This is a genomic window from Amycolatopsis sp. A1MSW2902, assembly GCF_017312175.1.
Classification (GTDB): domain Bacteria; phylum Actinomycetota; class Actinomycetes; order Mycobacteriales; family Pseudonocardiaceae; genus Amycolatopsis; species Amycolatopsis nivea.
The window spans coordinates 4,171,956-4,194,222 of record NZ_QJPO01000001.1; the positions used below are offsets into that span (position 1 = coordinate 4,171,956).

At 72.9% G+C, this 22,267-nt stretch carries 19 protein-coding genes; 5 read left to right on the top strand and 14 right to left on the bottom strand.

What is annotated here, in order from left to right:
- Window positions 1-131 precede the first annotated feature (131 nt).
- Together DMP23_RS19210 and DMP23_RS19215 are read left to right on the top strand one after the other, a co-directional pair.
- Entirely contained in the window at window positions 132-728 is a 597-nt protein-coding gene (locus tag DMP23_RS19210; RefSeq protein WP_238606302.1) for a hypothetical protein, read from the top strand.
- Window positions 729-786: 58 nt separating this feature from the next.
- Window positions 787-1,824, top strand: a complete 1,038-nt coding sequence (locus DMP23_RS19215; RefSeq protein ID WP_337821926.1) for a zinc-dependent alcohol dehydrogenase family protein — start codon at window positions 787-789, stop codon at window positions 1,822-1,824.
- Window positions 1,825-2,071: 247 nt separating this feature from the next.
- Here the strand turns inward: DMP23_RS19215 and DMP23_RS19220 are convergent, their stop codons facing one another.
- The 12 genes from DMP23_RS19220 to DMP23_RS19275 all read right to left on the bottom strand — a co-directional run bounded on the left by DMP23_RS19220 (window position 2,072) and on the right by DMP23_RS19275 (window position 15,112).
- Entirely contained in the window at window positions 2,072-2,773 is a 702-nt protein-coding gene (locus tag DMP23_RS19220; RefSeq protein ID WP_337821927.1) for a CBS domain-containing protein, read from the bottom strand.
- Between the two features lie 10 nt (window positions 2,774-2,783).
- Window positions 2,784-3,287 carry a universal stress protein gene (locus tag DMP23_RS19225; RefSeq protein ID WP_238606298.1) on the bottom strand — a complete coding sequence of 168 codons (504 nt, stop codon included), beginning with the start codon at window positions 3,285-3,287 and terminating at the stop codon, window positions 2,784-2,786.
- Window positions 3,288-3,316: 29 nt separating this feature from the next.
- A complete protein-coding gene (gene ppsA, locus DMP23_RS19230) occupies window positions 3,317-5,560 on the bottom strand; it encodes a phosphoenolpyruvate synthase (protein ID WP_337821928.1) in 2,244 nt (747 codons plus the stop codon).
- Complete coding sequence (locus DMP23_RS19235) at window positions 5,557-8,229, bottom strand: cation-translocating P-type ATPase (protein ID WP_337821929.1); 2,673 nt, start codon at window positions 8,227-8,229, stop codon at window positions 5,557-5,559. Before DMP23_RS19235 ends, ppsA begins: the two co-directional genes overlap by 4 nt.
- Window positions 8,230-8,238: 9 nt before the next feature.
- Window positions 8,239-8,865: a hypothetical protein gene (locus DMP23_RS19240; RefSeq protein WP_337821930.1), complete on the bottom strand. Its 627-nt coding sequence runs from the start codon at window positions 8,863-8,865 to the stop codon at window positions 8,239-8,241.
- The gene (locus tag DMP23_RS19245) at window positions 8,862-9,272 is read right to left on the bottom strand and encodes a hypothetical protein (protein WP_337821931.1); all 411 of its coding nucleotides are present in this window, start codon (window positions 9,270-9,272) and stop codon (window positions 8,862-8,864) included. The genes DMP23_RS19240 and DMP23_RS19245 overlap by 4 nt, the downstream gene beginning before the upstream one ends.
- A complete protein-coding gene (locus DMP23_RS19250) occupies window positions 9,238-10,362 on the bottom strand; it encodes an acetate/propionate family kinase (RefSeq protein WP_337821932.1) in 1,125 nt (374 codons plus the stop codon). The genes DMP23_RS19245 and DMP23_RS19250 overlap by 35 nt, the downstream gene beginning before the upstream one ends.
- An 18-nt stretch (window positions 10,363-10,380) precedes the next feature.
- On the bottom strand, window positions 10,381-13,026 hold the full coding sequence (locus DMP23_RS19255; RefSeq protein ID WP_337821933.1) for a GNAT family N-acetyltransferase: 2,646 nt from the start codon (window positions 13,024-13,026) through the stop codon (window positions 10,381-10,383).
- Window positions 13,027-13,087: 61 nt separating this feature from the next.
- Window positions 13,088-13,495 (bottom strand): Hsp20/alpha crystallin family protein, encoded by a 408-nt coding sequence (locus DMP23_RS19260; protein WP_337821934.1) that lies wholly within the window; start codon window positions 13,493-13,495, stop codon window positions 13,088-13,090.
- A 35-nt stretch (window positions 13,496-13,530) separates the two neighbouring features.
- The gene (locus DMP23_RS19265) at window positions 13,531-14,112 is read right to left on the bottom strand and encodes a flavodoxin domain-containing protein (protein WP_337821935.1); all 582 of its coding nucleotides are present in this window, start codon (window positions 14,110-14,112) and stop codon (window positions 13,531-13,533) included.
- A 23-nt stretch (window positions 14,113-14,135) separates the two neighbouring features.
- A complete protein-coding gene (locus tag DMP23_RS19270; protein ID WP_337821936.1) occupies window positions 14,136-14,936 on the bottom strand; it encodes a universal stress protein in 801 nt (266 codons plus the stop codon).
- Window positions 14,933-15,112: a hypothetical protein gene (locus DMP23_RS19275; RefSeq protein WP_337821937.1), complete on the bottom strand. Its 180-nt coding sequence runs from the start codon at window positions 15,110-15,112 to the stop codon at window positions 14,933-14,935. Before DMP23_RS19275 ends, DMP23_RS19270 begins: the two co-directional genes overlap by 4 nt.
- A 165-nt stretch (window positions 15,113-15,277) precedes the next feature.
- Here DMP23_RS19275 and DMP23_RS19280 point away from each other — a divergent pair, with 165 nt between their 5' ends.
- A complete protein-coding gene (locus tag DMP23_RS19280) occupies window positions 15,278-16,432 on the top strand; it encodes a site-2 protease family protein (RefSeq protein ID WP_337821938.1) in 1,155 nt (384 codons plus the stop codon).
- Here DMP23_RS19280 and DMP23_RS19285 read toward each other — a convergent pair.
- On the bottom strand, window positions 16,408-18,681 hold the full coding sequence (locus DMP23_RS19285) for a heavy metal translocating P-type ATPase (protein WP_337821939.1): 2,274 nt from the start codon (window positions 18,679-18,681) through the stop codon (window positions 16,408-16,410). The genes DMP23_RS19280 and DMP23_RS19285 overlap by 25 nt on opposite strands.
- 84 nt (window positions 18,682-18,765) lie before the next feature.
- Complete coding sequence (locus DMP23_RS19290) at window positions 18,766-19,761, bottom strand: zinc-binding alcohol dehydrogenase family protein (RefSeq protein ID WP_337824414.1); 996 nt, start codon at window positions 19,759-19,761, stop codon at window positions 18,766-18,768.
- A 143-nt stretch (window positions 19,762-19,904) separates the two neighbouring features.
- Here DMP23_RS19290 and DMP23_RS19295 point away from each other — a divergent pair, with 143 nt between their 5' ends.
- Entirely contained in the window at window positions 19,905-20,234 is a 330-nt protein-coding gene (locus tag DMP23_RS19295) for a hypothetical protein (RefSeq protein WP_337821940.1), read from the top strand.
- Window positions 20,235-20,241: 7 nt separating this feature from the next.
- Window positions 20,242-22,185 (top strand): ATP-dependent zinc metalloprotease FtsH, encoded by a 1,944-nt coding sequence (gene ftsH, locus DMP23_RS19300; RefSeq protein WP_337821941.1) that lies wholly within the window; start codon window positions 20,242-20,244, stop codon window positions 22,183-22,185.
- Window positions 22,186-22,267: the final 82 nt, after the last annotated feature.

The following is a 22,267-nucleotide window of genomic DNA, read 5'->3' on the forward strand; positions in this document are numbered from 1 at the left end:
CCCCTCGTGCATGGACCTTCGGCCCCTCCTCGGCGGTCCGCGCCCAACGGCCTGTCCGACGAGGACTTTCGGCTCCAGAGCCGCATTGGCCCGGCGGATCAGACTCGGGCCAGAGACGAATGGAGGTCCCCATGTCCGTCAAATCCCAGCACAGCACACCCCCGGCGAGCCGGACTCCGGCCGGTCGCAACGAGACGGTCGCGCAGCCGCCCTGGGCGAGCTACGGGGCCCGGTCGCTCGCGGTCCTGCGGATCGCCGCCGGATTCCTGTTCCTGTGGCCCTTCGCCGACAAACTGCTCGGCCTGGGCTACTCCACGCCCGCCGCCGGAGCCTGGATCCACGGCGGCTCGCCCACCAACGGCTTCCTGAGCAAGGTCGACGTCGGCCCGTTCGCGTCGATGTTCCACGCGTGGGCCGGAACGTGGTGGGCCGACTGGCTGTTCATGCTGAGCCTGCTCGGCATCGGGCTGGCGCTGGCCGCCGGGGCCGGACTGCGGATCGCCGCGGTCTCCGGGACCCTGCTGATGCTGCTCATGTGGGCCGCGGAATGGCCGCCTGCCCGCAGCACCGGCGCGGGAGCGGCCACGCATTCGGCCAACCCGTTCCTCGACTACCACCTGGTCTACGCCCTTGTCCTGATCGTGCTCGCCGCCGCCTGCGCCGGCGACACGTGGGGAATCGGCCGCCGCTGGGCCGCCTTCGTCGGCGACCGGACCTGGCTGCGCTGAACCGTCCACGGGCGTCCGCCGTGCCGGCGGACGCCCGCAGTCCTGTGAAGGAGGAACTGTGAAGGCACTCGTGTACGACGGCCCCGGTCGCCGGTCCTGGACCGACCGCCCGGACCCGGAAATCCTCGCGCCGACCGACGCGATCGTCCGGATCGACGCCGTCACCATCTGCGGCACCGACCTGCACATCCTGAAAGGCGACGTCCCCGAGGTCGAACGCGGCCGGATCCTCGGCCACGAAGCGGTCGGCACCGTCGTGCGCACCGGCGACGTGGTCGCCTCGGTCAAGCCGGGCGACCGCGTGCTCGTGTCCTGCATCAGCGCCTGCGGCCGCTGCGAATACTGCCGCCGCGGCAGCTACGGCCAATGCCTCGGCGGAGGCGGCTGGATCCTCGGCCACCTGGTCGACGGCGTGCAGGCGGAATTCGCCCGCGTCCCGTTCGCCGACACCTCCGTCTACCTGCTGCCGCCGTCGGTGAGCGACGAAGCGGCCTTGTTGCTGGCCGACATCCTCCCCACCTCCTACGAGGTAGGAGTCCTCAATGGACAGGTCCGCCCCGGTGATGTCGTGGCGATCGTCGGGGCTGGCCCGATCGGCCTCGCGGCGATCACCGGGGCCCGGCTCTACAGCCCGTCGTCGATCATCGTGATCGACAAGGAACCCGCCCGGCTCGCGGCAGCCAAAGCGGCTGGTGCCGACGTGACGGTCCAGCCCTCGGAAGCGGAGGCCGCGGTACGCGAAGCAGGCGGCGGGCTCGGTGCGGACGTGGCCCTCGAAGCCGTCGGCGTCCCGGAGACGTTCGAACTGTGCGCCGAGCTCGTCCGCCCCGGCGGCCGGGTCGCGAACATCGGCGTGCACGGCAAACCGGCCACGCTGCACCTCGAACGGCTCTGGATCCGCAACGTCACCATCACCACCGGCCTGGTCGACACCTCCAGCACGCCGATGCTGCTGCGGATGCTCGCCGCCGGACACCTCGACGTCAGCCGGATGGTCACGCACCGGTTCGGGTTGCAGGAGATGGACGAGGCGTATGACGTCTTCGCGCATCCGCAGGACAGCGGTGCGCTGAAGGTCGCTTTGTTCCGCGAGTGAGCCGCGGTCCGGCGAACGTTCGCGAACGAGCCCGGCCGCCGGAACGCAACCAATGTGGCATTGGGTGCGTCGCACGCATCCAATGCCACATTCGGGTCTTCTCAACAGCTGTGGCGTGCGGCGGCCTTACCGCGATGCGCAGTATCGGCCGGGCCGGGTGGCTCTCCGCACCCGCCGAAGTACGTGAGGGCCTCCCTGACGGAATCTGATTCCCTCAGGGAGGCCCTCACGTACGTTCCGGCCTGGCTCACGGACGATGGATCGACCGGTCCGGGAACATCCCGCCCGCCGCGGGCACGCCCGGCCCGATGTTCCGGTCGTCCAGCTCCGCCCGCAGGTGCTCCCGCACCTCGACCACCCCGTCGACCCGGCTGATCAGGGCCTTGATCACCCCGATCATGCTGTACCGCTCGACGGCCCCGCTCAGCGACACCACCCCGTCGTGCACCGAGACGTACAGCGTGGACGGGTCGAGGCACATCTCCTGTTTCAAGACCTCGTCGCGCACTTCCTCGCGGATGTCGTTGTCCGAACGCAAATACGCCCGCACGAGGTCCGCCCGGGACACGATCCCGGCCAGCGTCCCGTCGGCTTCGAGCACTGGCAGCCGGTGCACCCGGTGCTTCTCCATCAGCTGGGCCGCGCGCACGACGTCGTCCTCCACGTCCACCGTGACGGGTGGCGCCGTCATCAGGTCGGCCGCGAAAAGCGCTTCCGCCTTGTGCTTGCCGCGTCGTGCCTGCGGTCCGATGCCGTGGTGCTCGACGTTGCGCTCCAGCAGATCGCCGCGCGAGACGACCCCGAGTACGCGGCCGTCCTTGTCGACGACCGGCGCCCCGCCGACGCCGCGTTCTTCCAGCAGTGCGGCGACGGCCTTGAACGACGTGCCCGGCACGACCTGTGCGACATCGGTCGTCATCACCGAGCGGATCCGGCGTGTTCTCTTCATTTTCCGCTCCTCACAACAGGGGTCCGGGGTAGTACGCGCCCGCGGCCGCTTCCGGCAGTGGTTCCCGTTCTTCGGCCGACCGGGCCGGGACGATGACCACCGGGCAGCGCGCGTGCCGCAGGCAGTACTCGGAGACCGAGCCGACGAGCATGCGCAGCACCCGGCTGTGCCCGTGGCTGCCCAGCACCAGCATCGCCGCCTCCGCCGACGCGCGGACCAGTGCCGGGCCGGGCGCGCCGTCGATCGTGCCGCTGCGCACTCGCACCCCTTCGGCCTCGTCCCGTGCTTGGTCCAGCACTTGGTCCAGTTCGTGCTGGTAGCGAGCGGCGATGTCGTCCGGCGAACGGGTGACCGCCGATTCGAGGTCGCCGAGCGGGTCGAACGTCCAGGCACGCAACGCCACCACCGTCCGGCCGCTCGACTTCGCTTCCGCCAGCGCCCAGCGGACCGCCGCGGCGCTGCCCGCCGACCCGTCGACGCCGACGACGATTTCGTGTTCATTCGCTGTGGTCATGGTTTTCTCCTCCGTGCACGATGCGGCGCTCAGCGCGCCTTTTCCAGCAGGACGCGGCGTTCGGCCGCGGCGATCGCGCCGCGCGCCGCCCCGATCGCGTCCGGGTTGACCGAGATCGACGTGATCCCGGCGCGCACGAGATGTTCGGTGAACGCCGGGTTCGTCGACGGCGCCTGGCCGCACAGCGACGACGTGATGCCGCGGTCGCGGGCTGTCCGCACGATTCTCGAGACCGCGTCCAGCACCGCGGGATCGGCCTCGTCGAACAGTTCCGCGCACACCGCCGAATCCCGGTCGACGCCGAGCATCAGCTGGGTGAGGTCGTTGCTGCCGATCGATACCCCGTCGATGCCGAGGCCGGCGTACTCGCGCAGCCAGTAGACGACCGACGGGACCTCGGCCATGATCCACCGGTGCAGCCCGCGCTGCTTGCCGAGCGGGCTCGCGTCCACCGCCTCCAGGCACGCCTCCAGTTCCCATTTCGTGCGCACGAACGGGATCATCAGGTGCAGGTTCGGCGTCCGCTCCCGCACCCGCGCCAGCGTCCGGAGTTCCAGCGCGAACAGGTCGTGCTCGCGCACGTAGCGGTAGCAGCCGCGGTAGCCGATCATCGGGTTGTTCTCGACCTGCTCGTACTCGGCTCCGCCGTCGAGGCCGCGGAATTCGTTGCTGCGCAGGTCGGTCGCGCGGTAGACCACCGGACGCGAGCCGAACGCGGCGGTGATCTCGAGCAGCGATTCCGCCATAGCGTCCACAAAGGACTCTTCCTCGCCGCGCGCGATCAGGGCGCGCGGATGCCGTCCGCCGAGTGCCGTGGTCAGCAGGAACTCGGCCCTCAGCAGGCCGACCCCGTCGACCGGCTGGGCCGCGACCTCGGCGGCGTGGTCGGGCATCGCGAGATTGACGTACAACCGGGTGCCGATCGCCTCGGCGGCTGCGGGCACGGCGACCGGTTTCGGGTGCGCCGCCTCGCGCGCGATCGCTCCCGCTCGCACCTCGCCTTTCGTGCCGTCGACGGTGATCAGCGTGCGGTCCGCGAGCACCCGGGTGGCGTCGCCGGTGCCGACGACGCACGGCACGCCCAGTTCCCGGGCGACCACCGCGGCGTGACAGGTCATCCCGCCGCCGTCGGTGACCAGCGCCGCCGCGCGACGGATCGCCGGGACCCAGTCCGGTGTCGTCATCGGGGCCACCAGCACCTCGCCGTCGCGCAGCCGCCGTGCTTCGGCCGGATCGTTCAGCACCCGGACCGCGCCGCTGCCCTCGCCGGGCGAGGCCGCCAGCCCGGTCACCAGCACGCCGGCGGCGCCTTCCTGAACCGGCGGCAGGGTGGTGATCGGCCGGGACTGCACGAGCCAGGTCTGGTGATCGGCGATGGCGAACTCGATGTCCTGCGGCACGCCGTAGTGGTCCTCGACCCGGCAGGCGAGCCGGGTCAGCCCGAGCACGGTGGCGTCGTCGAGCACGCGCCGGCCGCCTGCCTGTGCGCTCAGCGCGACCTTCACGTCTCCCCCGCCCGCTTCGGGGATGATCTTGTGCGACTGCGCGCCGATCCGCGCGCTGAGCACGCGGAGGTCCTCTTTCGCCACCACGTAGGTGTCCGGGTCCACCGCACCGCTCACGATCGCCTCGCCCTGGCCGAACACCGCTTCGACCACCGCCCGGTCGCGGTCGCCGCTGCGCGGGTCGGCGGTGAAGATCACGCCGGACCGCTCGGCCGGGATCATCCGCTGCACGACGACCGCGATCGCCGGTTCGCCGGTGAATCCCCGGCTCGCCCGGTAGCTCACCACGCGCGGCGAGAACAACGACGTCCAGCAGTCCACCACTCGCGCGGCCAAGGCTTCTTCGTCGACGACATTGGTGTAGCTGGCGTTCATGCCCGCGAAGGAGGCTTCGCTGCCGTCCTCCCCGGTTGCCGACGAGCGCACCGCCACCACCGGCCGGTCGCCTAGTGCCCGGTACGCGCCGGTCACCTCCGACGCCAGTTCCGGAGGCAGCCCGGCGGAGCGCACCAGCTCTCGCAGCCGCTCGCAGGCGGCCGCCAGCTCCTGTGCGTCGTCCACCGCGATCAGCGCCTTGGCGTGCAGGTCGGCGATCTCGGCACGGACCCCGGCGGCCTCCAGCGCGGACCAGTACGCGTCGCGAGTGACGACGAATCCGTCCGGCACCGGGTAGCCCGCGGAGATCAGCTCGCCGAGGTTCGCCCCCTTGCCGCCCGCCGTCTCGGCATCAGCGAGCCGGATCTCGGCCAGTTTGCGCACGTGTGTCATGACGATCCTCCTCGGGTACGGCGGGTCAGGCGGCGGAACAGCTCGTCCGCGCCCCAGACCAGCACCGGCATCGGCGCCAGCACCGCGTACACCCACGCGGGCAGCGCCGCGGTGCCGAAGACGTCCTGGAGCCAGGGCAGGTAGATGAGCGCGGCGGCGAAGGCCAGTTCGAAGGCGATGCCGCCGAGCAGAAGCTTGTTGGTGCCCAGGCCGATCGCCCGCAGCGACACCCGTTCGGTGCGGGCGGCGAACGCGGTGCCGATCTGGCAGAACACGATCGCGGCGAAGCTGGCCGTGGTGGCTTGGAGATAGGCGTGGTGCAGCGGCGCGCCGTCCGACACGTCCGCGCCGGGGTGCCAGCCCGCGGCGTACAGCACCGCGAAAAAGGCGCCGAGCACGAGCGCCGCCGACAGCACGCCCATGATTCCCCACGCTCGCAGGAGCATCCGGCCGGTCACCACGCCTTCGCGGCGGGAGCGCGGCTCGCGGGCCATCAGCCCGGGTTCGGCGGGCTCCCGGCCGAGCGCGAGCGCGGGCAGCGTTTCGGTGCCGAGGTCGATCGCGAGGATCTGCAATACCGTGAGCGGCAACGGGATCGCGCCGCCGGAGATCGCGAAAAGCAGGAACGGCAGCACCTCCGGCACCGCGTGCGCGAAGATGTACAGCACGAATTTGCGGACGTTGTCGAACACCCGGCGGCCCTCGCGGACCCCGGCGACGATGGTCGCGAAGTTGTCGTCGGTCAGCACGACGGTCGCGGCTTCTTTGGCCACGTCGGTGCCGCCGACGCCCATCGCGACGCCGATGTCGGCCCGCCGCAGCGCGGGCGCGTCGTTCACCCCGTCGCCGGTCATCGCGACGACCTCGCCGCAGTCGCGCAACGCGTCGGCGATGCGCAGTTTGTCCTCCGGCGCGGCACGCGAGAACACCACTTCGTCTCCCCCGACCAGCACTGTGTCGAGGTCCGGCTCCGGCATGCGCGCGAGCGCGGTGCCGTCCACGACCCGGTCCGCGCCGATGCCGACCCGGCGGGCGATCTCGGCCGCGGTCAGCCCGTTGTCCCCGGTCACGACGTGCACGGTGATCCCGGCGGAATGGCAGTCCGCGACCGCCGCGGCGACCTCCGGGCGAGGCGGGTCGACCAGGCCGACGAAGCCGAGCAGGCACAACCCGTTCTCCGCTTCCACGCGGCTGCCCGGGATCGCCGGCGTCTCCCGCCGGGCGACGGCCAGCACCCGCAGCGCGCGCCCGGCCATGCTGTCGACGAGCGCCGCCAGTTGCGTGCGCCGGGTCGCGGTCAGCTCCGTTCCGTCGAACTCCGTGGTGCACAACGGGAGCACCTGTTCGGGCGCGCCCTTCACCGCCACCACGAGGCCGCCCTCCACGAAGTCCACTGTGGACATCCGCTTGAGCCGGGGATCGAACGGGTACAACGTTTTCCGTGCGGCTTCACGGGCGTTCGCGGTCACGTTCGCGCCATGGTCCGCGGCGAACCGAAGCAGCGCGAGTTCGGTCGGATCGCCGGATTCCCCGTCGAGGTCCGCGGTGCTGCACCGCGCGAGGACCTCGGCGGTCTCGCGCGGCTGCGCCGAATCCGCGCCGTCCGGGCCGCGCAGTTCCTCGACCCGCATCGAGTTCTGGGTCAGCGTGCCGGTTTTGTCCGTGCAGATCACGGTGGTCGAGCCCAGCGTCTCCACCGCCGACAGCCGCTTCACGAGCGCGCCCGCCTTCGCCATCGACCGCACCCCGGCCGCCAGCGCGAGCGTGATCGTCGGCAGCAGGCCTTCGGGCACGTTGGCCACCAGCAGGCCGATCGCGAACACGAAGGCGGCCGACCACGAAAGCCCCGCCGCGACGCCGAGCGGAAGGAACCCGACCCCGACGACCACCGCGACCCCGGCGATCAGCCACGCGACCCGCCGCACCTGCCGCTCCAGCGGGCTCTCCTCGCGGCCGATCCGGGCCGAGAGCGACGCGATCCGGCCGATCTCGGTGCGCCGTCCGGTCGCGTGCACCACGGCCCGCGCGGAACCCGCGACACAGACCGTGCCGCTGAAGACCAGCACCGGGGAATCCAGCGAACGGTCGGCGTCGTCCACGGCGTCGGCGGTCCGGGTCACCGGAGCCGACTCGCCGGTGAGCATCGACGCGTCGACCTCCACCGTGCCTTCGATCAGCCGCGCGTCCGCCGGAACCCGGTCGCCTTCGGCGAGCAAGACGACGTCGCCGCGAACCAGCTCGGTTGATTCGAGGTGCACGACGACGCCGTCGCGCAGCACCGCGCTGCGCTCGGGCAGGTACTTGCCCAGTGCTTCGACCGCCCGCTCCGCCTGCTGCTCCTGGAAGAACGCAAGCAGCCCGTTCAGGATGATCACCCCGACGATCGCGAACGCCAGGTTGGTCGTCCCGGCGAACCACGCCAGCCCGGCCGCGACCCACAGCAGCAGCGCGAGCGGGTGTACCAGCTGGCGCAGCAGGGCGAGCGGCCATTGCCTGCCGCCCTTGTGCGGCAGCTCGTTCGGGCCGTAGACCTGCAGTCGCCGGGCCGCTTCCCGGCCGCTCAAGCCGCCCGGCGCGGAACGGAGATCCCGCAGCAGGCGGCCGATCGGCTCCCGTGCGTCGACCTCGGGCTCCGCTGTCGCGGGCGGCGGGCGCAGATGCGTGGTCATGGAATTCCCTCAGCTCTCGAACACGAGAAGGATCGCTTGCGGTGCCGGGCTCTGGTCCCCGGGACGCACCTCGGTCGTCAATCCGCGGACCGCGGCTGCGACCCGCAGGGAATGGACCGCCGCGCCGACCAGAACGCGGTCGACGCGAGTCGTTCCTTCGGCGAGCACCACGAGGCCCCGGCTGCCCGCGTGCCGCGATACCCGGGTGCGCGGCCAGGGGTTCTCCCCCGCCAGCTCCGCGAGCACGCCCGGATCGGCGACCGGCACCGCGCGGCCTCGCGGCGGACCGGCGACCGCGCGCAAGGCGAGGTACCGGTCCCAGTCGCTCGCGGTCGCCGGGTCGTCCGCCCCGGGAGTCACGGCCGCGACCACGTCCGGGCGGCCCGGGTCGTCCGGGAACGACAGCACCGGGCGGATGCCCAGCCCCCGGAGCACGATCCACGCGGCGGACAGCGCGGTGCCGCATCCGGCGAGCACGTTGCGTCCGCCGGGATCGTGCCGGAGCCGGCCCACCCGGGAGATCGCCAGCTCGCCTGCCCGGGTCTCGACCACGAAACGGCGCACGTCCAGCCGCGCCAGCGCGTCCACGAGCACCGCTCGCGCGCAGCGGTCCCAGGCGAAAGCGACGTCGCTCATCCGATCGCTCCGGCGGGTTCCGGCCTCGGGCTCGGGATCGCGACCGCTGCCTGGCAGGTGGCCAGCAAAGTCTCCGCGTCGGTCACCGTGACCCGGTCCTCAAGCCCCGCGGGCGCGGCCGCCGGCAGCCCAGGTTTCGGCGGGACGATCGCCACCGGCACTTGTTTCCGCAGCGCGCACACGACCCCGAACTCGCGTGCGGTGAGCTCGTCCCCGGCGTCGCGAACGTCCACGGCGAGCACCGGCGGATCGGCGCGGTCGTCGAGCGGGCACGACGAACCCGGCGCGAGTGCGAGGCAGATCCCTTCCCGCGCATGGCACCGGCTGACCCGGCACCCGTTGTCCCGCAACGGCTTGCTGAGCGCGTCGCAGTCACCGAACTTCGCTTCGGTCAGCAGTACGTGCACGATGCACCTCATTTCCCAGATCGGCGAGCACGGTTTCCGCGCCGCGGGCGAGTTCCAGGTCTTCCCGGGCGCGGACGACAAGCACCGGCGCGGCCGAGCCGGACGCGCTGATCGCCCGGTCCGCGTCGGACCTCTCGAGCGCCCCCACCCGCACGCCCAGCGCCCCGAGGCCGCGCGCGACCTCGGCGACTGTTTCCGGCTGGTACTGCGCGACCCCGCCGGTGAACACCAGCGCGTCGAGCCGGTCGAGGCTGACCGCCGCCGCGCCGATCTCCCGGCGGAGCCGGTGGACGTAGACCTCGACCGCCAGCGCGGCGTCGGCGTTCCCGGCCGCGGCGGCCGTCCGCACTTCTCCGAGGTCGCCGCTGGTCCCGCTCATCCCGGCGAGCCCGGACCGCAGGCACAGCGCGTCGGCCAGCTCGTCGGGGCCCATCGGCGCGGTTTTCATGACGTGCAGCAGCAATCCCGGGTCGATCGAACCGGACCGGGTGGCCATCGCGGGCCCTTCCAGCGGGGTGAACCCCATCGAGGTGTCCACGCTCCGCCCGCCGCGCACCGCGGTCACCGACACCCCGGCTCCGACGTGTGCGCAGACCAGTTGCAGCTCGTCGGCCGGCCGCCGCAGCAGTTCCGCGGCACGGCGCACCGCGTACTGCACGGACAAACCGTGGAAACCGTAACGGCGCAACCGGTTCTGCCGCGTCCACTCGCGCGGCAGCGGGTAGTGCGCTGCCGCGTCGGGCAGCTCGGCGTGGAACGCGGTGTCGAAGCAGGCCACCACCGGCACGCCGGGCAGCAGTGCCCGGACCTGCCGGGTGACGTCCAGCGACAGCGGCTGGTGGATCGGTGCCAGCGGAACCAGCCGGTCGAGGTTCGCGATCACCTGGTCGGTCACCAGCACCGGCGCTTTCTGCGCGCCGCCGTGGACGAACCGCACCGCCACCGCGTCCGGCCGGGGCCAGCGCTCCACGGCATCGACGACCGCGCGGGACATGTCGCTCTGCCACGCCGCCCAGCCGACCGCGACGCCGTCGTGCACGACCGCCGCCTTCACACTGGAGGACCCGGGATTCAGGGTCAGGATTCGCACTGGCTTCTCCTCGCTCGGTCAGCCGGACAGCTTGCGCAGGTACGGATCGGCGGGCTTCCGGCGCTCGAGCCGGATCCGGACGTCGAGCGCGGCGCAGCCGTCCGCCCGCGCGACCACCGGATTCAGGTCCAGTTCCGCCAGCTCCGGCACGAGCGTCGCCAGCCGGCCGGTCTTCAGCAGCAGCTCGCGCACCGCGGCCCGGTCGATGCCGGACCCCCACAGCGCCTCGGCCGAGCGCAGGCCGTCGAGCAGCAAGTCCGCGTCCGGTCCGGTGAGCGGGGCGAGCCGCGCGGCGCGGTCGGCCACCAGATCGGTGTCGACCCCGCCCAGCCCGAACACCACCAGCGGGCCGAACACCGGGTCCGACCGGACGCCGACGAGCAGTTCCCGGCCCCGGTCGGCCATCGGCTGGATCACCGCGCCGCGCAGCGCCGGACCGAAGCGCGTCAGCAGCAGCCGGTACGCGTCCCGCGCGCCGGACGGTCCCTCGACGCCGAGCAGCACGCCGCCGCCAGCGGACTTGTGCAACACTCCCTCGGCATCCGCCTTCACCGCGATCGGCCCGTCGAATTCCTCGGCGGCGCGGACAGTCTCGGTCTCGTCGCGGGCGTATCGGGTCGGCACCAACGGGATTCCCGCGAGCCGGAGCAGTTCCGCCGCGGCGGCGGGCGACAGCCAGCCTTCGCGCTCCGCTGCGCGCGCCGTCGCGAATTCCCGCACCGCGGCGGAATCGATCTCCGGCAGAGTCGTGGCGTCGTTCCTGGGCCGAGCGAGCCATCCGGCGTACTCGGCTTGCCGGGCGAGCACGAGCGCGGCGGTGGCCGGATCGTCGTAGCACGCGGTGACCGCGGGTCCGTCCGCGCACAGCGGCGACACCCGTTCCCGCTGTCCCGGCCGGACCGCGAGCACGGTCTTCTCCGCGCCCGGCAGCACGTCGGCGAGCGCGGCCGCGGGGTTCCCGACCGCAGTCGGAACCGTCGCCGCGATGACCGCGTCGACGCCCGGATCGGCGAGCACGATCTTCAGCGCCTGCCCGAATTTCTCCGCCGGAACCGCCGCTGTCGTGTCCACCGGATTGTGCACAGCGGCCTCGGCGGGCAGCAGCTCGCGCAGACTGGCCGCGGTCTCCGCCGACAGGCTCGCCATCGTGAGTCCTTCGCGCTCGCACGCGTCGGCCGCGAGCACCCCAGCTCCGCCGGCGTTGCTCAGCACCGCGACCCGACGGCCATGCGGAAGCGGTTGCCAGGAAACACCGGCGAGCACATCCACCAGCTCCGCTACCGTGTCGACGGCGATGATGCCCGCCTGTGCGTAAAGCGCGTCACGAGTCACCGCGGGAGTCGCCGCGGCGGCAGTGTGTGAAGCAGCGGCGCGCTGGGCGGTCCCGCCGCTTCCGGCCCGCACCGCGAGCACCGGCCGGGTCCTCGCCAGCCGAGCCGCCAGCCGGGCGAATCTGCGGGGATTGCCGAAAGATTCGAGGTACAGCACCACAGTCTCGGTGTGCCGGTCGCTCGCCCACCACAGCAGCAGGTCGTTGCCGCTCACGTCGTATTTGTCGCCGGTGGAGACCAGCGAGGAAAGCCCGAGGCCGAGCCCGGTCAGCGCCTCGACGAGGGCGATCCCGACCCCGCCGGACTGTGTCACGACGCCGATGCTCCCGGCCCGCGGACGGCGGGCGAGGAACGTCGCGTCCACCGGACAGGACGGATCCGTCGAAAGCACGCCGAGACAGTTCGGGCCGACCAGCCGCATGCCGTGCCTGCGCACCGCGTCGCGGACGCGCTCGCCGGCCGCGGTCCCGGTCAGCCCGGACGAAACGACGACCGCCGCGGCCGCTCCGCGTTTGCCGCATTCCTCCACCGCGTCCGCGGCGGCTTCCGCGGGAAGGCAGATCACCACCAGCTCGGGAGTCCGGGTCAGGTCCGCGACCGACGGCGCGCAGCGCACGCCGAGGATTTCTTCCGCCACCGGATGCACGACCTCGACCGAGCCGGGAAAACCGCTGTCCAGCAAGTTCGCCAGCACCGCGTGCCCCACCGAGCCCGGCCGCCTGCCCGCGCCGATCACCGCGACCGACGCCGGCCGCAGCAGATGCGCCAGGCTGGCCGCCTCGGCGACCTCGTCGCGGCGGGCGAACGCGTCCGGGTAGCGGTCCTCGCCGTCCAGCCAGATCGTGACGGACCATTCCGGGCCCTCGTGGTCGATCTCGTAGGGCAGGCCGAGTTCGGCGAACACCCGGATCACCTTCGCGTTCTCCGCGAGCACTTCGGCGACGAACCGGGAGATGCCGTGCGCGCGGGCAGCCGCGGCGAGGTGTTCGAGCAGCAGCGTCGCGATCCCGTGCGTGCGCCGGTGCCCGTCCACGACGAGCGCGATCTCGGCGTCGGCGCTTTGCCCGATCCGCTCGCAGTGCGCGACCCCGGCCAGCTGCTCGCCGAGAAAACAGCCGACGGCCGTGTGGCATTCGTCGGACGTCCCGGCGATCTCCGCCGCCAGCCTGTCCACAGTGGACGGCAGCGGGCCGAAGAACCGGAAGTACCGGTCCCGCTCCCCGAGGTCGGTGTGCAGCCGCAGCACGGCCTCGGTGTCGGCCGGTCCGAGCGGGCGCACCAGGCCGACCTGTCCGTCGGCAAGCAGCACCCGTGCGGGCTGGTCCGCGCTCATCGGAACTCCTCCCTGCGCGAGGCGGCGGGCACGGCCGCGACCGTGCCCGCCGCCTGGTCCGTCATGCCTTGTCGACGTGGATCGAAACCTGCTTCTCGTGCGGCTGCCGCGCCAGCGGCATCGAGATCTCGAGAATGCCGTCGGCGTACTTCGCGGCGATCTTGGCGGCCTCGGCACCGGCGGGAAGGCCTACCGCGCGGCTGAACTTGCCGTAGTAGAACTCGCTGCGGCCGCCCGTGTCCTTCTTCGCTTCGCGCTCCGCCTCGATGGTCAGCAGCCCGTCGTGCGTGGTCACGGAGATGTGTTTCTCTGGATCGAACCCCGGCAACTCGGCCCGCACCGTGTACTTGCCGTCCTCGGCGGACTCCTCGATCCGCACCGGGTTGTGCTCGGCGAACGGCCACGGGTGGTCGAGCAAGGCGGCGATGCTCGGCAGCGCCAGCCGGGAACCGGGCAACAGCGACGTCATTGCGCGCTCCTCTCTTCGCGAACGGTCTCGCACTTTCAGACAACTCCAGGCGCCCGCCGCGGCGACGCGGCCGGATTGCCTGAAGACGATGGACGAAGGTCACCGGCCGTCCCCGCGCTCAGCTCGCGGGCGATCGCCCGGCCCCAGGCGCGGATCACCGGCCAGTCCCGGTTGTCGCCGTCGCGCACCCGCAGCGCGGCGACCATCGCGCGTTCCGGGAACCGCAGCAGGGCACGGTCGAGCCGGCCGCCGAACAACCGGTGCTCCTTCGCTCCGCTGCGGGCGAGCACGTCGGTGACGTCCACCGGTTCTTCGCCGGGTTTGCTCCGCTCCCCCACCGGACCGCTGGAAAACAGCCACACCGGGATCCGGGACAGCTCGTCCTGATGGGCCCGCACCAGTTCGCGAGCGGGCTCGAGCCAGTGTCCGATATAGACCGCGCTGCCGAGCACCGCCGCGTCGCAGCCGGCGAACGACTCAACGCTGCCCGCGTCGGCCACCACCACCTCCGCGGCCCTGCCCGTCTTCGCGAGCTCTCCCCGCAGCGAAACCGCGATCTGCTCGGCGATCTCCCGGGTCGCCCCGTGCCGGGTCGCCACCGCGACAACAATTCTCATGAGACTCCGTCCTTTCGTCACAGTCAGCGGGCGATCACGACCGGACAGGCCGCGTGCGCCAGCAGACCGTTGCCGGTCGAGCCGAGCAGGCCGCCCGCGACCGGTCCGCGGCCGCGGCTGCCCACGACGACCACCCGGGCACCCCGGGAGATCGCGGCGAGCGCACGGGCCGCCGAACGAGCACGTACCGCCCGGACTCGCACCGGAACCGCCGGATGTTTCCGGGACCACGCGGCGACCTGTTCGGGGACACCGTTTTCCCGGTTTCCGTCATGCCACGCGTGCACCGCTTCCAGCGCCGCTCCGTGCGTTTCGGCGGTTTCGAAGGCGAAGGCCAGCGCTCGTTCGCTGCCGCCGGAATCGTCGACCCCGACCACCACCGGCCCTGCCGGATCCGCGCGGCCGCGCACGACCGCTACCGGACAGCGAGCGGACGCCGCGACGCTGAGCGGCACCGAACCGGTGACCGCGCCCCGCATCCCGCCCACGCCGGACGAGCCGAGGACGAGCAACCCGGCTTCGGCCGACTGTTCGACGAGAAGGCCGGCCGCGGCCCCGAGCCGAAGACACATCCGCACGGAGACCCCGGGCATCGCGCGGCGTGCCTCGTCCGCCGCCCGGCGAAGCAGGCGGTACCCGGGTTCGAGCAGCAATTCCGCTTCGACGGGCGGTTTCCGGTGCGGCAGCAGGTCCGGGTCGTCGAACAGTTCGGCGCGGAACACCACGAGCCCGCCGCCGCGCGGACGGGCTTGCGCCGCCGCCCACCGGACGGCGGCCGATGACTCCGGCGAGCCGTCGATCCCGACGACCACCGGCGGGATCATCGGGGCGGCTCTGGTGCCAGCTCAGGGGCCTCGCCGTGCTCGTTTTCGTTGCTCGCCCGCTGTTCCTCCGCCAGGAGATACCGCCGCATCGCCGGACCGTGCCCGCCGTGCTGTCCGCGCTCGGCGACGCTGCGGCGGGCGTCTTCCTCGATCAGCGCCTTTTCCTTCTCGTCCATCGCGTGCCTCCTCCGAGCCGGGACTCGCTCGTCCCGAAGCCGACGCTAAGACCGCGCGGCCGGCGGCCGCTGCGGGCGGACGTCCGCGGCGCCGGAGTCTTTGGTCCCGCGGCTAGAGGCGCTGCGGCCCTGCCGCCGGCGCCGGTCCAGCGGGAGATTCGGGCCATGACACAGGCGACATTCCCGCTCGGCCGCGTCGCCGGGATCCGCGTCGGCGCGCACTGGTCCGTGCTGATCGTGATGGGCCTGCTGGCCGATCTCCTCGCGACGACCGTCCTTCCGCTCGGCGCCCGTGGTTCGCCGGTTGCGGTCAACTGGACGGTCGCGGTGGCGAGCGCGCTGGTGTTCCTGGCGTCCCTACTCGCGCACGAGCTGTGCCACGCGCTCGTCGCGCGGCATTACGGGCTCCGGGCGGAACGCATCACGCTGTGGCTGCTCGGCGGTTCCGCCGAGTTGCCCGAGGAACCGCCGACGCCGCGCTCCGCGCTGCTCATCGCGGCGGCCGGGCCCGCGGCGAGCGCTGTGGTGGGCGGAGGGTTCCTCGGCGCGTCCGCGCTTGCCTCCCCTGTACTGCCCGCGGTGGTCACCGTGGCGCTCACCTGGCTCGGCTGGGCGAACGGCGTGCTCGCGGTTTTCAATCTGCTGCCGGGGACGCCGCTCGACGGCGGGCGCGTTCTCGAAGCCGTCGCGTGGCGGCTGACCGGAAACCGGGCCCGTGCCCGGCGGATCGCCGCCGCCGGCGGCCAGGTGCTCGCGAGCGCGCTCGCGGCCTTCGGCGCCTGGCAAATTCTGGCGCTGGGCAACCTCGGCGGACTCTGGACGATCGCCATCAGCTGGTTCCTCGCCGTCGCCGCGCGCACCGAGATGTCCGCGGCCCCGCTGCGGCAGCTGCTTTCCCAGCTCCGGCTCCGCGACGTCATGAGCACCGAACCGGTCACCGCACCCGGCTGGTACACCGTGCAAGGCTTCCTGGACCAGGCCGCGCGGACCCGGTTCCGGACCTTCCCCGTGGTGTCCTTCACCGGGGCGCCGGTCGGTGTCGTCAGTCTTTCCGCGCTGTCCCGCGTCCCGGAGACCGAGCGGACCGCCACGCGGCTGGAGGACATCTGCGTCAAGCCGCCCGCCTGCCTGATCGCCAGCCCGGACACGCCGCTCTCCGAAGTGTTCGCCGGCGCGCGGCTGCGTCCCGGCCAGGACCTGGTGCTCGTCGTCGACCACGGCGAACTCACCGGGGTCGCGGCGCCGGGCGATCTCGCGCGGACGCTCGAACTCGCCGGACTCGGCGTACGGCCCGCTCACGACGCCGGCAGCGTGAAATAGGCTTCCTCCTCCTGCGCGAAATGCAGGGTGAGCACCGCGTCCAGCCCGTAGAGCGTCGCGCGCAGGTCGTCGACCTGGTCCGCCTGGATCGCCGACGGCGACTCGGCCAGATGCCGTTCCAGCCGCCGCGCCAGCCGGGCGATCTCCGCGTGCGCGCGGCTCATCGGCACCGTGCTCTCCGGACTGCCCAGCGCAGTGGCCAGCGCCGGGTACAGCTCGGTCTCCTCCGCGGTCTCGTGCGGCAGGACTTGCCGCAGCAGCACGTCGCACGCGTGCCGGACAGCCCGATCCGCCGCCGGGGTCGGCCCGCCGGCCAGTGCGTCGGCGGCCTGCCGGATCGCCAGCAGCGCGGGCCGGAGCCGCTCGTGCTCGGTCTCGAAGCGGTGCACCAGCCGGGCGGGCGCCGGAGCCGCGACCGCGGGGACCCGCAAGGCGCGCAAGGCGTTGAGGATCACCGCGACGTCGATGCCTTCCTGCACGATCGCGCCCCAGACCGGCGTGAGGAAACCGGCCGCCGCGGCCGCCATCGCCGCCAGCGACAGCGCCACTCCGGCCGCGGCGCTCTGCACTGCCAGCCGCCGCGCGCGCCGGGCGATCTCCGCGGCGTCGGCGAGCCGGTCCAGGCGGTCGTCGAGGATCACCGCGTCGGCCGCCTGCGCCGCGGCCGTGGCGCCGCGGGAACCGAGCGCGACGCCGACATCGGCCGCCGCGAGCGCCGGAGCGTCGTTCACGCCGTCGCCGGTCATCACGACGAGTCCCTCGGCCCGAGCGGCGGAAACCGCCGCGACCTTCTCCGCCGGGCTGACCTCCGCCTGGACGCGGTCGAGGCCGAGCAAGGCCGCGACCTCCCGCGCGTTGTCCACCCGATCGCCGGTGAGCAGCCCGATCGTGGCGATCCCGGCCGCCCGCAGCCGGCGCGTCGTGCGGGCCGCGTCGGGGCGGACCCGGTCCTTCGCCAGCAGCGCCGCCACCGGCTCGCCGTCGCACTCGACCCAGAGCACGGTCGCCAGGTCGAGCCGTCCCCGGCGCGCGGCACTGCGCGCCCAGGCCGGCGTCTCCCGGTCGGCGGCCGGCCTGCCCACCCGGACCAGCCGCCCGCCGACGCGCCCGGCCACGCCGGAACCGGGCACCTCGCCGACCTCGACCGCCGGGACGCGTTCGATCCCGGCCGATTCCGCGGCCCGGACGACCGCCGCGGCGAGCACGTGCGGCGAGTAGTACTCGACGCTCGCGGCCAGCCGGAGCACCTCCTCGACGGGGTGCCCCGGCGCGCACACCACGTCGGTCACCTCCGGCCGCCCGGCGGTGACCGTGCCGGTCTTGTCCATGAGCAGCACCCGGGCCTGGCCAAGCGACTCCAGCGCGGCACCGTCCTTGACCACGACCCCCGCCCTCGCGGTGCGCGACATCCCCGCGGTCACCGCGATCGGCACCGCCAGCAGCAGCGGGCACGGAGTCGCGGTCACCAGCACCGCGACCGCCCGCTCCGCTTCGCCGCTCAGCAGCCACGCCGCACCGGCCATCAGCAACGCCGCGGGCAAGAACCACACGGCCACCCGGTCCGCCAGCCGCGCGACCGGCGCCGTCTGCGCCGCCGCCGACTCGGCCAGCCGGACCACCCCGGCGTACGTGCTTTCGTCCGCGCTCGCCGCCGCCGTGATCTCCGCCGCGGCCCCGGCGTTCACCACTCCGCTGCGGACCGCGTCCCCGGCGGTGCGCGCGACCGGGAGCGGTTCCCCAGTAAGGGCCGACTCGTCGAACACCCCGCCGGTGGCGAGCGTCCCGTCCACGGGAACGACCTCGCCGGGCAGGACGATCACCGCGTCCCCCGCGGCGACTTCGCCCGCCGGGACCTCGCGAAGGTCGTCCCCCGCCCGCACGTGCGCCGTTTGCGGCACCCGGTCCAGCAGCGCGGTCAGGTCCCGCGCGGCGCGGCGCTGTGCCCGCGATTCGAGCACCCGCCCGGTCGCGACCATCACCGCGACGACCGCGCCGGCGAGGAACTCGCCGACCGCGAGGGTCGAGGCGAGCGCCAGCACCGCCAGCGAATCCGCGCCCCAGCGCCGGTGCCGCAGATCCTCGGCCACCCACCAGACGGCGGGAGCCAGCGCGACCGCGGTCGCCGCCGCCCAGCAGCCGCCGGACCCGGGTTTCCCCCACCACCAGAGAATTCCTCCGGCTGCCAGCAACACAGCCACCGCGACGAGCAACAGCGCTTCGCCCGGCAGCCGCTTCCCTTGAAGTGTCATGACGCCTCCCGGCCGCACGATGCGCCGAACGCCCCCGGCCGGGCAAGGGCCGAAGGACCCCGACTCAGTCCACAGTGGACGGCGTCAGTCCGCGTGCAGGACAGCGGCTCCGGTGACCCGGTCCGCCGCCAGGTCCGTCAACGCCTCCGCCGCCGCGGACAGCGGATAGGACATCGTCCGGACGTGCAGCCGGTGCGCAGCCGCGAACTCCAGGAACTCCCGCGCGTCCGCCCTCGTGTTCGCGGTGACGCTGCGCACTTGCCGCTCCTGGAAGAGATGGTGCTGGTAATTCAGCACGGGTATGTCCGAAAGATGGATACCCGCGATCGAGAGCGTGCCGCCGCGGTCCAGCGCCGCCAGCGCGACCGGCACCAGTTCCCCGGCTGGCGCGAAGAGGATCGCCGAATCCAGCGGTTCCGGCGGCGCCTCTGCCGCGTCGCCCGCGGAAGCGGCACCGAGCTCGAGCGCCAGCTTCCGGGCTTCCGGACTGCGGGTCAGCACGTGCACCGTCGCCCCGCGCGCGAGCGCCACCTGCGCGGAGAGATGCGCACTGCCGCCGAACCCGTAAATGCCGAGCCGGCCGCCTTCGGGGACCTCGGCCCGCTTCAACGCCCGGTAGCCGATCACCCCGGCGCACAGCAACGGCGCCAGCTCTTCGTCGGAGTAGCCGGCAGGCAACCGATGCGCGAACGCGGCGGGGACGACGGCGTACTCGGCGTATCCGCCGTCGGCGTCCCATCCGGTGTACCTCGACTCCGGGCACAAGTTCTCCTTGCCGGACACGCAATAGCGGCACGCGCCGCAGGTTCCGCGCAACCAGGCGATGCCGACCCGGTCCCCCGTCCCGAAGCCGCCGGCCCTCGCCTCGACCACCTCGCCCACGATCTCGTGGCCGGGCACCACTCCGGCGCGGTGCACTGGAAGATCGCCCTCCGCCACGTGCAAATCGGTCCGGCACACCCCGCACACGCGCACCCGCACCAGCAGTTCGCCGTCTCGTGGCTCCGGGACCGGCATCCGTTCCCGCACCAGCGGCCGACCAGCCATCGGACCGGGCGCGCGCACCCGCCAGGCCCGCATTTCCGCCGTCATCGCGGCTCCTCTCGTCCGCAGTGCCCCGTCCAGGATGTCGGCGGGCCGGATCCGGGACGACGTGCGCAGGTCCCGGCCGCCGGGGACGTTCGGCTCTTCTCTGCGGCGCCGCCGTTGCGCAGAGTGGTGCCATGACTGCTCCCACGCGCCCGGCGCGGCACCGGCTCGCGGCGGCCGGTGCCCTCCTGGCACCGGTGCTGAGCCTCGCCGCCTGCGCGGCCCAGGCCTCCACTGTCGCCGAACCGGGTGCCGGCCCGGGGTTCTGGCTGGGGCTGTGGCACGGGTTCATCTGCCCGATCACCTTCCTGGTGTCGTTGTTCAACGACCACGTCGGCGTCTACGAGGTGCGCAACAACGGCCATCTCTACGACTTCGGATTCGTCGTCGGCGCCGTCCTCGTCGCCAGCGTCTTCCACGGGCCCGCGCACGCCCGGCGCCACCGTCGCCGCAACGGCAAGTAAGCCCGGGATGTCCCGCACCGCCCGTCCCGGGCCGCCTCCGGACCCGCCCGCGCACAAGCCCGAAGAGCACCGCAACGGCGGCCTCATCGGGCTCCTGCTCACCGCGGCGGTTCTCGTCACCGTGGTGCTCATCGCCGGTCCCTCGCTGTGGACCTCGTCGGTCCCGGCGCTCGCCTACACCGAGCTGCTGTCCAAAGTAGACGCCAACCAGGTCGCCGAGATCACGGTCGGCGGCGACGGCGCGGTCTCCGGGAACTACCGTGACGGCGGCAAGTTCACCAGCCAGCTTCCCACCGCGCTCGGCGATCCGCGGCTCGACGCCAAGCTGCGCGAGAAAAACGTCGCCGTCACCGGCGCGAAGACCAGCAGCGGCGATTCGGTCTTCACCGCTCTGCTGGCGTATCTGCCGATCCTGGTGATCTTCGGACTGTTCTGGTGGGCGGGCCGGCGCGCGCAGCGCACTCTCGGCGCGGGCGGGCTCGGCGGCATGGGAGGTATGGGCGGCATCGGCGGGTTCGGCCGGTCGAAGGCCAAGATCATCGAGGCTCAGCGACCCGGCACGAGGTTTGCCGACATCGCCGGGTACGAGGGGGTGAAACAGGAGATCGCCGAGGTCGTCGACTTCCTGCGCGATCCCTCGCGGTACGCCGCCGCCGGGGCCAAGGGTCCGCGCGGGGTGCTGATGGTCGGGCCGCCCGGCACCGGGAAAACCCTCCTCGCCCGCGCGGTGGCCGGCGAGGCGAGCGTGCCGTTCCTGTCCATCACCGGGTCCGCGTTCGTGGAGATGTTCGTCGGCGTCGGGGCTTCCCGGGTGCGCGACCTGTTCTCCGAGGCCCGCGATCGCGCGCCGTCGATCATCTTCATCGACGAGATCGACGCCGTCGGCAGCCGCCGCGGCATCGGCGGCGCCGGCGGGCACGAAGAGCGCGAGCAGACGCTGAACCAGCTGCTGGCCGAAATGGACGGTTTCGACCAGAGCGGCGGCACCGTCGTGCTCGCCGCGACGAACCGGCCGGAAACCCTCGACCCCGCGCTGCTGCGCCCCGGCCGGTTCGACCGGCAGGTCACCGTCCCGTTGCCCAACCAGGCCGAGCGGGCTGAGATTCTCGCGGCCCACATCGACGGAAAGCGGCTCGATCCGGACGTCGACCTGACGGTCGTCGCCCGCGGCACGCCCGGGTTCTCCGGCGCCGATCTGGCCAACCTCGTCAACGAGGCGGCGATCAACGCCGTGCGGGACAACCGGACCGTGCTGACCGCGGACGACCTCGCGACCGCACGGGACCGGGTCCTGCTCGGCCGCCGCGACGCCTCGAACGCGCTGCTTCCCGAGGAGCGCCGGTCTGTCGCCGTGCACGAGGCCGGGCATGCTCTCGTCGCGGCGCTGTGCGAACACGCCGACCCCGTGGCGAAGGTGACGATCCTGCCCGCGGGCATGGCCCTCGGCGCCACCGAGCAGTTGCCGGAGGCCGAACGGCGGCTCTACTCCGAGAGCTACCTCGCCGATCTGCTCACGGTGCGCCTCGGCGGACGGGCGGCCGAACTGGTCGCGCTGGGAGAAGCGTCGACTGGTGCCGCCAACGATCTCGCGAGCGCCACCGCGATCGCCGCGAAAATGGTCACCGAGTTCGGGCTCTCCCCCGCGCTCGGCCCGATCGGCTACAGCCGCGGCGGAGCCCCCGCCGTCGCCGACGACGGCCCGGCGCTGCTGGGCAGGCCGTACTCCGAACAAACGCAACGCGTGGTGGACCAGGAAATCGGCCGCCTCGTGCGGGAGGCCGAGGCCCGGGCGGTCGCCCTGCTCGAACAGCACCGCGACGCGCTCGACCGGCTCGCCGAGCGGCTGCGCGAAGAAGAGACCGTCGACGGCACGGCCGTGCAGGCTGCTCTGGCGGCCAGCCGAACCGCGCCCGAGGATTTGGCCGAAATCCCGGCCGCAGTGCCGCGATAGGTGCCGATCCGGTGCCTAAAGTCCCCGTGCGGCAAGGAGAACCGCTCGCCGCCGGGAGCCGGCGGGCCCTCCGGAACGGGCA